The 14422-nt window shown below is 37.5% G+C and carries 14 protein-coding genes; 5 read left to right on the plus strand and 9 right to left on the minus strand.

The window, feature by feature from the left end; translation table 11 throughout:
• Positions 1-113: 113 nt before the first annotated feature.
• From fsa to AC3WVA_RS21595, 9 genes are all read right to left on the minus strand, one after another.
• Positions 114-761 (minus strand): fructose-6-phosphate aldolase, encoded by a 648-nt coding sequence (fsa, locus tag AC3WVA_RS21555; protein WP_000667664.1) that lies wholly within the window; start codon positions 759-761, stop codon positions 114-116.
• Positions 762-795: 34 nt separating this feature from the next.
• Positions 796-1722 (minus strand): ribose ABC transporter substrate-binding protein RbsB, encoded by a 927-nt coding sequence (rbsB, locus tag AC3WVA_RS21560; RefSeq protein ID WP_098521284.1) that lies wholly within the window; start codon positions 1720-1722, stop codon positions 796-798.
• 14 nt (positions 1723-1736) lie between these two features.
• Positions 1737-2672 carry an ABC transporter permease subunit gene (locus tag AC3WVA_RS21565; protein WP_001074638.1) on the minus strand — a complete coding sequence of 312 codons (936 nt, stop codon included), beginning with the start codon at positions 2670-2672 and terminating at the stop codon, positions 1737-1739.
• Between the two features lie 2 nt (positions 2673-2674).
• Positions 2675-4159 carry a ribose ABC transporter ATP-binding protein RbsA gene (gene rbsA, locus AC3WVA_RS21570; protein WP_071759404.1) on the minus strand — a complete coding sequence of 495 codons (1485 nt, stop codon included), beginning with the start codon at positions 4157-4159 and terminating at the stop codon, positions 2675-2677.
• A gap of 18 nt (positions 4160-4177) precedes the next feature.
• Positions 4178-4573: a D-ribose pyranase gene (gene rbsD, locus AC3WVA_RS21575; protein ID WP_098345948.1), complete on the minus strand. Its 396-nt coding sequence runs from the start codon at positions 4571-4573 to the stop codon at positions 4178-4180.
• Entirely contained in the window at positions 4570-5466 is an 897-nt protein-coding gene (rbsK, locus tag AC3WVA_RS21580; RefSeq protein ID WP_492322179.1) for a ribokinase, read from the minus strand. The genes rbsD and rbsK overlap by 4 nt, the downstream gene beginning before the upstream one ends.
• A gap of 13 nt (positions 5467-5479) precedes the next feature.
• The gene (gene rbsR / locus AC3WVA_RS21585) at positions 5480-6451 is read right to left on the minus strand and encodes a ribose operon transcriptional repressor RbsR (RefSeq protein ID WP_098345946.1); all 972 of its coding nucleotides are present in this window, start codon (positions 6449-6451) and stop codon (positions 5480-5482) included.
• A gap of 137 nt (positions 6452-6588) precedes the next feature.
• Entirely contained in the window at positions 6589-8202 is a 1614-nt protein-coding gene (locus AC3WVA_RS21590; RefSeq protein ID WP_048525035.1) for an MDR family MFS transporter, read from the minus strand.
• A gap of 19 nt (positions 8203-8221) precedes the next feature.
• On the minus strand, positions 8222-8680 hold the full coding sequence (locus tag AC3WVA_RS21595) for a MarR family winged helix-turn-helix transcriptional regulator (protein WP_001132358.1): 459 nt from the start codon (positions 8678-8680) through the stop codon (positions 8222-8224).
• Positions 8681-8952: 272 nt separating this feature from the next.
• Between AC3WVA_RS21595 and glpT the strand changes: the two genes are divergently transcribed.
• The 5 genes from glpT to AC3WVA_RS21620 all read left to right on the plus strand — a co-directional run bounded on the left by glpT (position 8953) and on the right by AC3WVA_RS21620 (position 14422).
• Positions 8953-10302, plus strand: coding sequence for a glycerol-3-phosphate transporter (gene glpT / locus AC3WVA_RS21600; RefSeq protein WP_048525037.1), 1350 nt, complete (start codon positions 8953-8955; stop codon positions 10300-10302).
• 284 nt (positions 10303-10586) lie between these two features.
• A complete protein-coding gene (locus AC3WVA_RS21605) occupies positions 10587-11606 on the plus strand; it encodes an ABC transporter ATP-binding protein (protein WP_000795376.1) in 1020 nt (339 codons plus the stop codon).
• Positions 11593-12519 (plus strand): ABC transporter ATP-binding protein, encoded by a 927-nt coding sequence (locus AC3WVA_RS21610; RefSeq protein WP_001196373.1) that lies wholly within the window; start codon positions 11593-11595, stop codon positions 12517-12519. Before AC3WVA_RS21605 ends, AC3WVA_RS21610 begins: the two co-directional genes overlap by 14 nt.
• A 14-nt stretch (positions 12520-12533) precedes the next feature.
• Complete coding sequence (opp4B, locus tag AC3WVA_RS21615; RefSeq protein WP_098345945.1) at positions 12534-13499, plus strand: oligopeptide ABC transporter permease; 966 nt, start codon at positions 12534-12536, stop codon at positions 13497-13499.
• A gap of 17 nt (positions 13500-13516) precedes the next feature.
• Complete coding sequence (locus tag AC3WVA_RS21620) at positions 13517-14422, plus strand: ABC transporter permease (RefSeq protein WP_000880737.1); 906 nt, start codon at positions 13517-13519, stop codon at positions 14420-14422.

Consider the following 14422-nt stretch of genomic DNA (forward strand, 5'->3'; position numbering starts at 1 on the left):
TATATATTAAATAGCTTATATAACAAATTTAAAAGACAATATGCAAAATTGCATGAAAATTCTTTTAAATAAAAAAGAATCCTAGTCAATTAAACTAGGATTCTTGATTTCTATTATTTCTCTTGTGTTTTTTCCCAATCAGCTAAGAATTTCTCAATTCCTTGATCTGTTAATGGATGCTTCACTAATGAAGCAATTACGTTTGCTGGGATTGTTGCAATATGTGCACCATTTAATGCTGCGTCAGTTACGTGAACACTGTGACGTACAGATGCTGCGATGATTTCTGTTTCGATGCCGTGAATGGCAAAGATTTCTGCGATTTGGCGAATTAAGTCCATACCGTTATGACCGATATCGTCTAAGCGACCTAAGAATGGTGAAACGTATGTCGCACCAGCACGAGCTGCAAGTAATGCTTGAACTGCTGAGAATACTAATGTAACGTTTGTGCGAATTCCTAAGTCAGAGAATGCTTTTACTGCTTTTAAACCTTCTGTTGTCATCGGAACTTTTACAACAACGTTTGGAGCAATTTTCGCTAATTCTTTTCCTTCTTCGATCATTTTATCAGCTTCTAAGCTAATTACTTCTGCACTTACAGGGCCTTCTACAACGCTGCAAATTTCACGAATACGCTCGTGGAAATCTACTCCTTCTTTTGCTACAAGTGATGGATTTGTCGTTACTCCAGCTAATACGCCTAATGCATTTGCCTCTTTAATTTCATTAATGTTTGCTGTATCAATAAAGAATTTCATTTGTTATTCTTCCTTCCTAATTTTCATTTTATATTTATTTGTTTTTCTTAATAAGCTCTAATTCAATCGGAATAGATTTGTCTACTTTTTTACCTTGCGTTATCTCTTTTGCTGTTTGCATCGCCTTCTCCCCGATTAATTCCGGTTTTTGAGCAACTGTTGCAGCCATACGCCCATCTTTAACCGCTTTTACAGCATCTTCTGTTGCATCAAAACCAACAACGAATACATCCGTTTTTCCAGCAGACTTCAATGCTTCAAGTGCTCCTAATGCCATTTCATCGTTATGCGCAAACACGGCTTTAATATCAACATTTGCTTGCAAAATGTTTTCCATAACAGATAATCCTTTTGCTCTATCAAAATCAGCCGCTTGTTTTGCAACTATTTTCAAAGACTTATCCGCTACGTTATGGAATCCTTTCCCGCGCTCACGAGCAGCAGAAGAGCCAGGAATTCCTTCTAATTCAGCAACATTTGCTCCATCGCCAACTAATTCACGCATGTAATCACTAGCCATTTGACCACCTTCAATATTATTAGAGGCAATGTGTGAAACAACTTTACCTGAATTTGCAACGCGGTCTACAGTAATAACAGGGACATTCGCTGCATTTGCCGCACTTACCGCTGAAGCAACAGCATCTGAATCGGTTGGATTAATAACAACTACATCGACACCTTTTTGAATTAAATCTTCAACATCGTTCGTTTGCTTTGCTGCATCATTTTGCGCATCAACAGCAATCAATTCAATGCCACTTTCTTTCGCTTTCTTTTCTGCCCCTTTTTTCAAAGTCACAAAAAATGGATTGTTTAAAGTTGAAACAGAGAATCCAACTTTAATAGTTTTATTTCGACCTTTATCGCCAGAATCCTTTGCCCATTCTGGTGGTTCCATTGAACAACCAGCAGTAATGACCATAATAGATGCAACGAGTATAAGTAACCATTTCTTCATGAACTGTCCCTCCATTACGCTTCTTTTCGACGATCAATTAATACAGCTAGTAAGATTACAAGTCCTTTTACAACTTGTTGGAAGAAAGAAGATACACCTAATAAATTTAAACCGTTATTTAGTACACCGATAATAAGTACGCCGATGAATGTACCAACAATCCATCCTCTTCCCCCAGAAAGACTTGTTCCACCTAATACAACTGCTGCGATTGCATCTAATTCGTAAGAAGTACCTGCAGTTGGTTGTGCAGAATCTAGTCGTGATGTTAAGACAATACCTGCAAGCGCTGCCAAAATTCCGGAAAGACCGTAAATCATTACTTTAATTCTCGTAACATTAATACCTGATAGTGCTGCTGCTTCTTCATTTCCACCAATTGCAAATGTACGGCGACCAAATGTCGTTTTCTTCAAAATGAAGTACAGTACTGCGAAAGCGATCATCATTGTAACAGCTGGTACCGGAATACCGAGAAAATAACCGCGGCCAAACATTTGGAACATTAAATGATCACCAAGACCAGTGATCGGACGTCCGTCCATATAAACAAGCGTCAACCCACGAAAAATAGTCATTGTTGCTAACGTCGCAATAAATGGAGCTACTTTTCCCTTCGCAATAATGATACCGTTTACAATCCCCATTACAAGACCAGCCAATAATCCAACTGCCATTGCAAGAAACGGGTCCATGCCACTTGCCATCATTCCAGCAACAAGTGCACTTGCTAATGCTAAAATAGAACCTACCGATAAGTCAATACCCCCTGTTAAAATTACAAAGGTCATTCCGAATGCAATAAGCGCATTAATCGATACTTGACGCAGTATATTAAATAAATTTGGAATTTCAATAAATGCTGGATTTAAAGCTGTAATTACGACGATAATTAATACTAAACCGATTAAAGAACCGAGTTGTTGTAATACATTCCCCTTCTTAGCCATCCTTACTCTCCCCCTGTAGCTAGTGCCATAATAGACTCTTGTGATGCCTCATCTTTCCCTAAAATCCCGCCGACTTTTCCTTCATGAATAACAAGAACTCGATCACTCATTCCTAAAACTTCTGGAAGCTCAGATGATACCATAATAACGGCATCGCCTTGCTCAGTAAGCTTATTCATAATAGAGTAAATTTCTTTTTTCGCTCCAACATCGACACCCCTTGTTGGCTCATCTAAAATGAGTAACTGCGGGTGGATACCTAGCCATTTTGCAATAACAACCTTTTGCTGATTTCCACCAGAAAGAGATTTCACTGCTTGCTCTCCACTAGATGCTTTCACATTAAGTAGCTTCATCATATCCGCTGTAAACTGTTGTTCTAGTTCGTTACTTAAGACACTTCCCTTTGAAAGACTTTCTAAATTCGGTAAAGCTAAATTTTCTCGAATTGAGAAATCTAACACTAATCCTTCAGATTTTCTATCCTCTGTAATGAAAGCTATTCTTTGTCTAATCGCATCTATCGGACTATCAATCTTTACTTCTTGTCCATTTATGAAAATTTGGCCAGAATCTAAAGGTTCGTATCCAAATATCGCTTTCATAATATCTGTACGTCCAGCTCCCATCAAGCCAGCAACACCAAGGATTTCACCTTTCCTCACTTGAAACGATACATTTTCAAACTTCCCTTTTTTCGTTCCATTACGCATTTCAAAAATAACATCGCCAATTTGACTATTTCGTTCTGGGTAACGTTCACCAATGCTGCGCCCCACCATCATACTCACTACTTCATCAAACGATGTTTCCGGAATAGATCTCTTTCCGACGTATTCCCCATCACGTAAAATTGTAATGGCATCACAGATTGAAAAAATTTCTTCCATTCGGTGTGAGATATAAACGAACGAAACGCCTTCTTTACGTAATTGATTAATAACAGTAAACAACGTTTCAATTTCACGATCTGTTAATGCAGCTGTAGGTTCATCCATAATGATGACGCTAGCATTTGTCATTAACGCTTTCGCAATTTCGATAATTTGCTGTTGTCCAACCGATAACTCTCCTGCCAACATAGCGCCTTTTACATGTAACCCTAACTTCGCCAGTTGCTGCTGCGCAATCGCATTCATTTGACGCGTACGCAAAATACCTGTCTTCCCATACATCAACTCTTTACCGAGAAACATATTTTCAGCTACTGTTAAATTCGATAATATGTTCAATTCTTGATGTATAAATGCAATGCCGTACTCTTCTGCTTCTTTCGCATTTTTAAAAGTTCGTTCTTGTCCATCAATCGTGATTGTTCCACCATCTCTTTTATATACACCTGTTAAAATCTTCATGAGCGTTGATTTCCCCGCTCCATTTTCCCCCATCAATGCATGGACTTCCCCTGTTTCAATCATAAATTGTGCACTCTTCAAAACAGGATTGCCATTGAACGCCTTTGAAATATTTTTCATTTCAATACGCATTCTCATCACTTCCCTTTATTAAAAAATCACGCCTGCATGTAAAATTACATTGGCATAAGGAGTAGCCTCTCCTGTACGAATAATCGCCTTCGCTTTCTTTGTATGCTCTTTAAATTGTTCATGCGATACATATTCAAACGCTGGCTCTATTAATTTCATCTCAATCTCTTTATTTACTTCCGCATTAGTGTTAATGATTTCTTCTGCTAACGTTACTTTTTCAATTGCCATATCATCAGCTACCACTTGCAATACGTCTAAAAAACTAGGTTTTCCAAGCTCAACTGCTAAATCAATTCGCTTTACTCCGTCAGGAATTGGTAACCCGCAGTCTGCGATTACAATCGTATCTGTATGCCCCAGTGAAGCAAGGACAGCTGCAATCTCACTGTTTAATACACCGTGCTTTTTCATCCAACAATCACCTGCACTTCACGTACTTTGTCTCTCGTTGGCATACCACCTTGCGCCCCAAGCTTCGTTACAGAAAGACCACCAGCAATATTCGCAAAACGAATTGCTTTTTGAAGAGCTTCTCCTTCAGAAAGTGCAACTGCTAATGCACCATTGAATGTATCACCAGCTCCAGTCGTATCTACTACATCAACAGCAATACTAGGAACATGGACAATCTCCTTGCCATTATGGAAACGAACACCGTTAGAACCTTCTGTCATCAATAGTTTATTTGGATATTTAGCAAGTAACTCTTCAATTGGTGATGTGAAATCATCTAATACGATACGGCACTCATGTTCATTTGGCGTAATATAAGTCGCCTTTTCTAAAATATCTTCTGATAACACTTGTGCTGGCGCTGGATTTAACATAACTGGGATTTTGTGTTCCTCACAAATAGCCAATACATATTTTACTGTTTCAAGTGGAATCTCTAGTTGAAAAACAACCATATCTGCTTTTATAAGAAGATCCTTTGAACGATCTACAATCGACTCATTTACAAGAGCATTCGCCCCTTGCACGACAACAATACTGTTATCCTCTTCTGCTAAAACGATATGAGCAATTCCTGTCGCCGTATCTGTAACCGGTACCACATAGTCGATAAAAACTCGTTCGTTCTCTAAATTTTTCCTCACTACAGTTCCATAATTATCGTTTCCTACCGCTCCAACCATTGCTACATTTGCGCCTAATCTAGCTGCAGCAACCGCTTGGTTCGCTCCTTTCCCTCCTGGAATTGTATGAAAAGCTTCACCAATTACTGTTTCTCCTGCTTTCGGACGTTTTTTTGAAACAGCCACTAAGTCCATTGAAATACTACCTACTACTGCAATATTTGGCATCTGTTTCATCTCCTTACTTCGTTGTATTTCGTTCTATAATTTCAATCGGTAAACGATAGTGTTTCTCTTCTAATACGTTTCCTTCCATCTGCTCTAACAGCAGTTCTGTTGCAACTTTCCCCATTTCATAAATTGGCTGTGCAACGGTTGTAATAGATGGATACATCATCTCTGTTAAAGAAATTCCATCAAATCCGATAATTTGTAAATCATCCGGAATAGAAATTCCCTTTTGAAGTGCAGCCTTTACAATACCTATTGCAATTAAATCATTCCCGGCAACAATTCCATCTATATGTGGGTACTCTTCTAATAATTCCACCGTTACACGCTCACTATTAGCTGGATCAAATGTACTCTCTGCAATCATATAAGAAAGATTATTTTGCGTAATAACGTCTACAAAGCCTTCAAAACGCTCATTAGCTGTGCTTACGTCACGCGGTCCGCGAATATGCGCAATATGTTTACAGCCTTTGTCTATTAATAACTTTGTCGCTTCCTGACTTCCCGCATAGTTATCTGCATACACAGCAGGTATACGCTCATTAAACATACGGTCAATTGCAACGACTGGTACTGACAAATTCATGTAATTAACACTATTTTGTGGATTTGTTGCTACAATAAATCCGTCGACATTATTTTGTCTAAGTACATCAATATATTGCTTTTCTTTTTCTAAATTTTCATCAGAGTTACAAAGTACAACTGTATATCCTTGCTTATGAGCTACATCTTCTACGGCACGTGCAACTTCTGGAAAGAATGGATTCACGATATTTGGAACAACTAAGCCAATTAAACGAGATTTCTTATTATACAGTGAACGTGCTACTGTACTAGGTTTATAATCTAGCATCTCAATCGCTCGTTCTACTTTCTTTAATGTATCTTCATGAACATATCCATTTTTATTTAAAACTCTGGAAACGGTCGCAACAGATACTCCCGCTAATTTCGCAACGTCTTTAATCGTACTCATTCTTTTCCCTCTCCATTTCATGTAACCGTTTACAGAAAATAATATAACTTATTTCTAGAAATACGTCAATCATTTCTCACGAAAAAGCTTTTAAGGTTATACTCAAAAAAGCACCGCCATAAGGCGATGCTTTTTCATTACGAATATGATACAGTCTGTTCTTTTTCCTCTGTAGCTGGCTCTTCAGCATCTTTTTTACGATCTGACAGTTTAATCTTCTGTAAGAAAATCGTAAAGATAGCACCTACTACGATAAATACTAATCCTGTTAAGAATACAGTATGGAGTGAGTCTACTAAAGAGTTTTTCAAAATTGGTACAATGCTGTTAGCAAACGCTTCTGGCATTTGTTTTAATGCCTCTGGACTAAATAGCATCGAATATAAACCTTGTGGATCTGTATGAATCATATCTTTAAATTTCGTTACCATTTGTCCCGCTTCTTTCGGGAACGTATCTAATACAGGTACTAAATTCTTTGTTAATGTTGTACCTGAAGTGTTATTCATAATTGATCCTAAAATTGTAATACCAAATGTTCCACCAATTTGACGGAAGAACTGACTTGATGATGTTACGACACCAAGGTCTTTTTTCGGGAAGCTTTCTTGTAACGCTAATGTTAACGTTGGCATTACAAGACCCATACCTAAACCGATAACCATCATATAAGACGTTGCAGTTAATTTAGTTGTGTGCATATCCATCGTTGTTAATAACCAGAATCCTCCAGCCATTATAAGCATTCCTGTAATAATTTGTGGTTTTACACCAACTTTTAATACAAGTTGCCCACCGATAATACTCATCACAATCATTGTAATCATCATCGGCGTCATAATTGTTCCTGATTCAGCAGCACTTACTCCTACAATTCCTTGCATAAAGAATGGTACGAACATAATCGCACCGAACATTCCAATACTCATAAAGAATCCAATCGCATTTAATAATGTAAATGTACGATTTTTAAAGAAATGCATCGGTAAAATCGGTTCTTCTGCCTTTGTTTCAACGATAATAAAGCTAACGATACCAATTAGAGCTAATGCAAATAAACCGATAATTTGCCAAGAATCCCATGGGTAATCTTTTCCGCCAAACGTTAATGCAAGTAATAAACTTACAACACCGAGAATCATCGTGAAAATTCCAGCGATATCAATTTTAATTGGTCCTGTTTGTTTATGTGATTTTAATCCCATTGCAATAAAGATTGTTGCTAAAATACCAACCGGTAAGTTGATATAGAATACCCATCTCCAGTTCACTGCATCTACAATCCAACCACCAACTTGTGGCCCAATTACAGAAGCAAGACCGTATAACGCACCAAAAATACCTTGCCATTTCGCACGTTCTTTCCCCGTGAACATATCTCCGATAATAATCATAGCCATCGGCATCATAATACCGCCACCAAGACCTTGAATACCACGGAAAATAATTAATTCTGTCATACCATTTGCCATACCACATAACGCTGAGCCAACCATAAAGATAACTAGCCCTGTTATATATACGTTACGACGACCAAGTAAATCTGCTAATTTACCTGCAATTGGTACAACTGTCGTTGATGTTAACATATAAGCTGTTGTTAACCACGTCATTAAGCTTAATCCACCTAGTTCACCGACGATACGCGGCATTGCTGTGCCAACGATTGTTCCATCTAATGCAGCAAATAGCATCGCGATTATTAAACCGATTAACAACAACTTTCTATTTATATTTTCTTGTTGCTCCATGTAATCTCCTCAATTCCTCTTAGTTATTCTCTTTTTTCTCTTGTGTCCCGCAAATAATTGTTTCTAGCTTCTCAAAGAGGCGTAACAAATCTTCTCTTTCTTGTAATTCTAAATGTGAGAAATATTTTGCAATGTGCTCATTACGAGCGGTCATTGCCTCTTCTACTCTAGCTTTCCCCTTTTTTGTTAACTCAATGATGACAACACGGCGGTCATCTTTGTCGTGATAACGCTCTACAAGCTCTTGGTCAATTAAGCGATCAATCATCACTGTAATTGCGCTAGGCTTTACATACATCTTTTTTGCTAATTTTGTCGCCCTTGAAGCTCCATAATGATCTAAAATCTTTAAAATATAAAACTGCGGTGGTGTAAGTCCTGTTGCTTGCATTTGTTCTAATAACTCCGTCTGCATTTTCTTTCCAATCGAAAAGGCAAGAGCTTGAATTTTATCGATATGCGTCATATCATTTGGCATGTTATCCACCTCTTATTTAAACAATAAAATATTTAACGTATTTAAATATTAATCCCACGAACAAAATCCGTCAACAGTTTTTATTTATAAAAACGTTTACAATTTTGTCACAAAGTTGTATAATTTTCGACGAAGTTAATATTGACAGTCACGGAGAATCGGAGTACACGGCTATGAATCATAAAAAAGGAAACTTTTTTATATTTCATGGCCTTTTTATATTCTCTCTGCCTTACAACACTTCGAATTAATTAGGGGAGGATTTTCATTTTATGTTTTTCACACAATTCTTTAAACCTGCGCCCCACGCGGAACGCTTACCAGCTGATCGCGTTGATAGTGAATACCGTAAATTACGTTTACAAGTATTCTTAGGTATCTTCATCGGTTATGCAGGTTATTACTTTGTTCGAAAAAACTTTTCACTAGCAATGCCATACTTAATTGAACAAGGCTTTAGTAAAGGGGAACTTGGGGTTATCCTTTCAGCAGTTTCTATCGCTTACGGATTAAGTAAATTTCTTATGGGTATCGTATCCGACCGTTGTAATCCTCGCTACTTTTTAGCAGCTGGACTATTTTTATCAGGTATCATTAATATTATTTTCGGCTCATTTTCTTTCATTACAACGAGCATTATACTTATGTTTGTACTTCAGTTTTTAAACGGATGGGTACAAGGTATGGGATGGCCTCCTTGTGGCCGTACGATGGTTCACTGGTTCTCTATTAGTGAACGTGGTACAAAAATGTCTATTTGGAACGTCGCTCATAATGTCGGCGGCGCACTTATGCCTTCTCTTGTAACATTAGGCTTATATTTCTTTGCAAATGACTGGCATAGTATTTTTTACTTCCCAGGTATTCTTTCAATTTTAGTTGGTATTTATGTGTTAATTACGATGAAAGATACACCTCAATCTTGCGGATTACCTTCTATTGAAGAACATACTGGAGAATATCCACCAGATGAGAAAGTACAAGATCGCGAACGCGAACTTTCAGCAAAAGAAATTTTATTTAAATATGTACTAAACAATAAATTTTTATGGTACATCGCTATTGCGAACGTTTTCGTATATTTCGTACGTTACGGTGTTGTAGACTGGGCTCCTACTTATTTAGTAGAAGAAAAAAGCTTTACTCATAGTAGCTCACGTACAGCTTACGCTCTATATGAATGGGCTGGTATTCCAGGTACACTTCTTTGTGGCTGGATGAGTGATAAACTATTTAAAGGACGCCGCGCACCTGCCGGTATTTTATTTATGGTTGGTGTATTTATCGCCGTTCTTGTTTATTGGCTAAACCCTCCTGGGAATCCAATGGTTGATAGTATCGCACTTGTCGCGATTGGATTTTTAATTTACGGACCTGTTATGTTAATTGGTCTACATGCCCTTGACTTAGCGCCAAAGAAAGCGGCTGGAACTGCAGCGGGATTAACTGGCTTCTTCGGTTATTTAGGTGGAGCTGCTTTCGCTAGTGCCGCTATGGGCTTTATCGTAGATGCATTCGGATGGGATGGCGGATTCATCTTATTACTTGCATCTTGTGTACTTGCAATGTTCTTCCTTGCTCTTACTTTAAAGACAGGGTCTGCAAAACAAAAGCACGCTTAAATACTAATATTATTCTTATCAAAAAAAGAGAGACTGTTCTTTCCAGAACACCTCTCTTTTTTCTACATATAATACTTTTTTCTTACAAAAGATTTATTCCTCTCACTTATATATGTTAGCGTTTTCAAACCACTTCAACTACTAATACAACTGCATTCAATTTTTGTATAAAAAGATTTTTGAATATTTTCTCAACTTTTTCTTGTCAAACATTGTCAATTTATATTAAAATAACAACAACATACAAAATATTTAGTCTTTTCTGAAAAGATGGAGGGATAGCCATGAAGAATCCACTTCTTCGCATTGAAAACTTACAGACTTCCTTTCGCATACAAGATCAATATCATGCAGCAGTTGATGATGTGTCGTTAACAGTCCATGAAAATGAAATTGTCGCGATAGTTGGTGAATCAGGTTGCGGAAAAAGTGCACTCGCCCTTTCAATTATGCGACTGCATAATGAAGCAAATACAAAATTACAAGGGCAGCTTAACTATAGAGATAAAGATTTGCTGACTATGTCAGCCGCAGAAATGAATAAAGTACGCGGATCCAACATCGGTATGATTTTCCAAGAACCTCTTACAGCACTTGATCCTCTTATGACAGTTGGAAAACAAATCGAAGAAAACTTAGACTACCACACAAGCCTTTCAAAAGTTGAAAAGAAAGAACGCACCCTAGAACTACTTCATCAAGTTGGTATTCCAAAACCAGAACTTACATATAAACAATACCCACACGAATTATCTGGCGGAATGAGACAAAGAATTGTTATCGCAATTGCAATTGCTTGTAACCCAGCACTCATTATTGCGGATGAGCCAACAACGGCTCTTGACGTAACCATCCAAGCACAAATTTTAGACTTACTAAAATCTATTCAAGAACAAACGAAAATGGGCATCATTTTAATTACTCATGATTTAAGTGTTGTCGCAGAAACAGCCGATCGTATCGTCGTTATGTACGCTGGACAAGTCGTAGAAACAGGAAAAGTTGAAGAGATTTTTAACAACCCTCTTCACCCGTATACTCGTTCTCTATTAAACTCCATTCCATCTGCGTACGCTGAAAAAGAAAAATTGCATGTAATTCAAGGGGTGGTTCCTACATTGGCGAAGCTTCCTCGCACAGGTTGCCGTTTCCAAGCTCGAATTCCATGGATTAGACCGGATCAACACGAGGAAAATCCAATTTTACATGAAGTAAAACCAGACCATTGGGTACGTTGTACGTGCTACAAGCATTTCAACTTCCAAGATAAGAAAGGAGATGACGTAACTCATGGCACTGCTTAAAGTAGAAGATTTAAAAGTACATTTTCCAATTAAAGGTGGTTTCTTCGGCCGCACATTAGATTACGTGCGTGCTGTCGATGGTGTAAGTTTTGAATTACAACCTGGTGAAACATACGGAATCGTTGGTGAATCAGGAAGTGGCAAATCAACAACTGGTAAAGCAATTATGCATTTAACGAAAGCAACAGAGGGTAGCATTCATTTTAATAATAGAGATTTAACAAAGTTAAGTCGTTCTGAGCTACGTGAACAACGAAAAGATATTCAAATGATTTTCCAAGATCCATATTCATCATTAAATCCGAAGAAACGTGTTCTCGACATTATTGCTGAACCTCTTCGAAATTTTGAGAAGCTCTCACCTGATGAAGAACGTAGAGCAGTTCAAGAATATCTTGATAAAGTTGGTCTAAATCCAGAGTCAATTTATAAATATCCACATGAATTTTCCGGTGGGCAAAGGCAGCGGATTGGTATTGCACGCGCTCTTACATTAAAACCGAAGCTTATTATCGCTGATGAACCTGTATCAGCACTAGATGTTTCTGTACAAGCTCAAGTATTAAACTTCTTGCAGGATTTACAAGCTGAGCTCGGACTAACGTACTTATTCATTAGTCATGATTTAGGTGTAATTCGTCATATGTGTGATCGTATCGGTGTTATGTATCGCGGACGTATCGTCGAAGAAGCAACTAGTGCAGAAATATACAGTAATCCGCAACATATTTATACGAAGCGCCTAATATCAGCCATTCCTGATATTCGTCCTGAAAACAGAGAGAGACAGCGTAAGCTTCGTCAACAAGTAAGCTCTGAATACGAGAAATCATATGAAAATTATTTCAATGAAAACGGTCGGGCTTATGATTTAAAACCAATTTCGCCAACGCACCGGGTGGCATTACCATAAGGGAGTGATAAAACATGTGGAAGTTTATATTACGGAGATTTTTAGTAATGATCCCGCAATTATTCGTGTTAAGTGTACTTGTCTTTCTATTAGCTAAGGCAATGCCAGGCGATGCCTTAACCGGCAGAGCAATAAATCCAAAAGCGGATCCAAAAGTAATTGAAGAACAACGTGAAAAGCTTGGATTAAATGACCCAGTTACAACACAATATGTTCGCTGGATTAAAAATGCAGTGCAAGGTGACTTTGGTATCTCCTATGCACATAAAATGAAAGTAACCGAGTTAATTGGAGAACGACTTGGAAATACAGTATCTTTAGCACTTGTTATTCTTATTCTTACTTATTTAATTGCCATACCACTGGGAGTTATAAGTGGGCGGTGGAATGATACATGGGCTGATCGACTCATTACCATTTACAACTATCTAGGTTTTGCTACACCACTATTTATATTTGCACTCGTTATGCTCTTCCTATTCGGATTTAAGTTTGCAATATTCCCAACCGGCGGTAGCGTAGATCCTCAAGTTGCAACAGGTACATTCGCTTACTATTTAAGCAAATTGAATCACATGCTACTACCAGCTTTATCCGGGGCATTAATTGCAACAGTTGGTACTGTTCAATATTTACGAAGCGAAATTATTGATACGAAACATAAAGATTTTGTGCGTACAGTAAGAGCAAAAGGTGTTCCAGAATCAAAAATCTATTCTAGACATATTTTACGAAATTCATTCTTACCAATTGCAGCCTTCTTAGGCTATGAAATTACGGGATTAGTTGGAGGTGCCATCTTTTTAGAAAGTATTTTTAGCTATCCAGGAATTGGACAACTATTTATACAATCTATCTCTCAACGTGATTTTAGTGTAATAACTGCACTCGTTATGTTTACTGGATTTGCAACGTTACTTGGAACTCTCCTTTCAGATATTATTCTAAGCATCGTCGATCCACGTATTCGTATTGATTAAAGAAAGGAGATGACGTTATGTTAGCAAACCCTGAAAAACAAACGGAAGTTATTCATTACGAAAAAAGCCCTTCTGGTTTCTCTATTATGTGGCGAGAACTTCGTAAAGATAAATTGGCAATGTTTTCACTTGTTTTCCTAGCAATCTTATTACTAGCAGTCTACGCAACATCTTTTATTATGAAACAAGAAGATATTGTACGAGTTGATTTATTCGCTATTTATGCTCCTCCCTCTGCTGAACATTGGTTAGGAACAGATTACGGAGGACGCGATATTTTCGGTCAACTTATTATTGGTACGCGTAACTCATTTACAATTGGATTAGCAATTACTGTCCTTTCTTGTTTAATTGGTCTTTCAATTGGATTAATTGCCGGATATTTTGGAGGAACTATTGATAATATCATTATGCGCATTATCGACTTTGTTATGGTTTTACCATTTTTAATGCTTGTAATTGTATTTATTACACTTGTTCCTACATTCAATATTTTCACTTTCATTTTAATTATGAGCGTGTTCTTATGGACCGGAAAGGCCAGATTAATTCGCTCAAAAGTATTAACTGAAAAAGAACTAGATTATGTCTCTGCATCTAAAACTTTAGGAACACCAAACTGGAAAATCATTCTTTTCCAAGTACTACCTAACTTAAGTTCAATTATCATTGTTAGCGTTACATTAAATCTTGCTGGAAACATCGGTATTGAATCTGGTTTAACTTTCTTAGGTTTTGGCCTACCAGAGAGTACACCAAGCCTTGGTACACTTGTTAGTTATGCTAGAAATCCAGATGTATTACAAGAGAAATGGTGGATTTGGTTACCTGCATCAATCATGATTTTAACATTGATGCTGTGTATAAATTTTATTGGTCAGGCGCTACGTCGTTCGGCCGACGCAAGACAAAGAAAAGGATAA

The organism is Bacillus sp. EB106-04-02-XG92 (assembly GCF_058791995.1).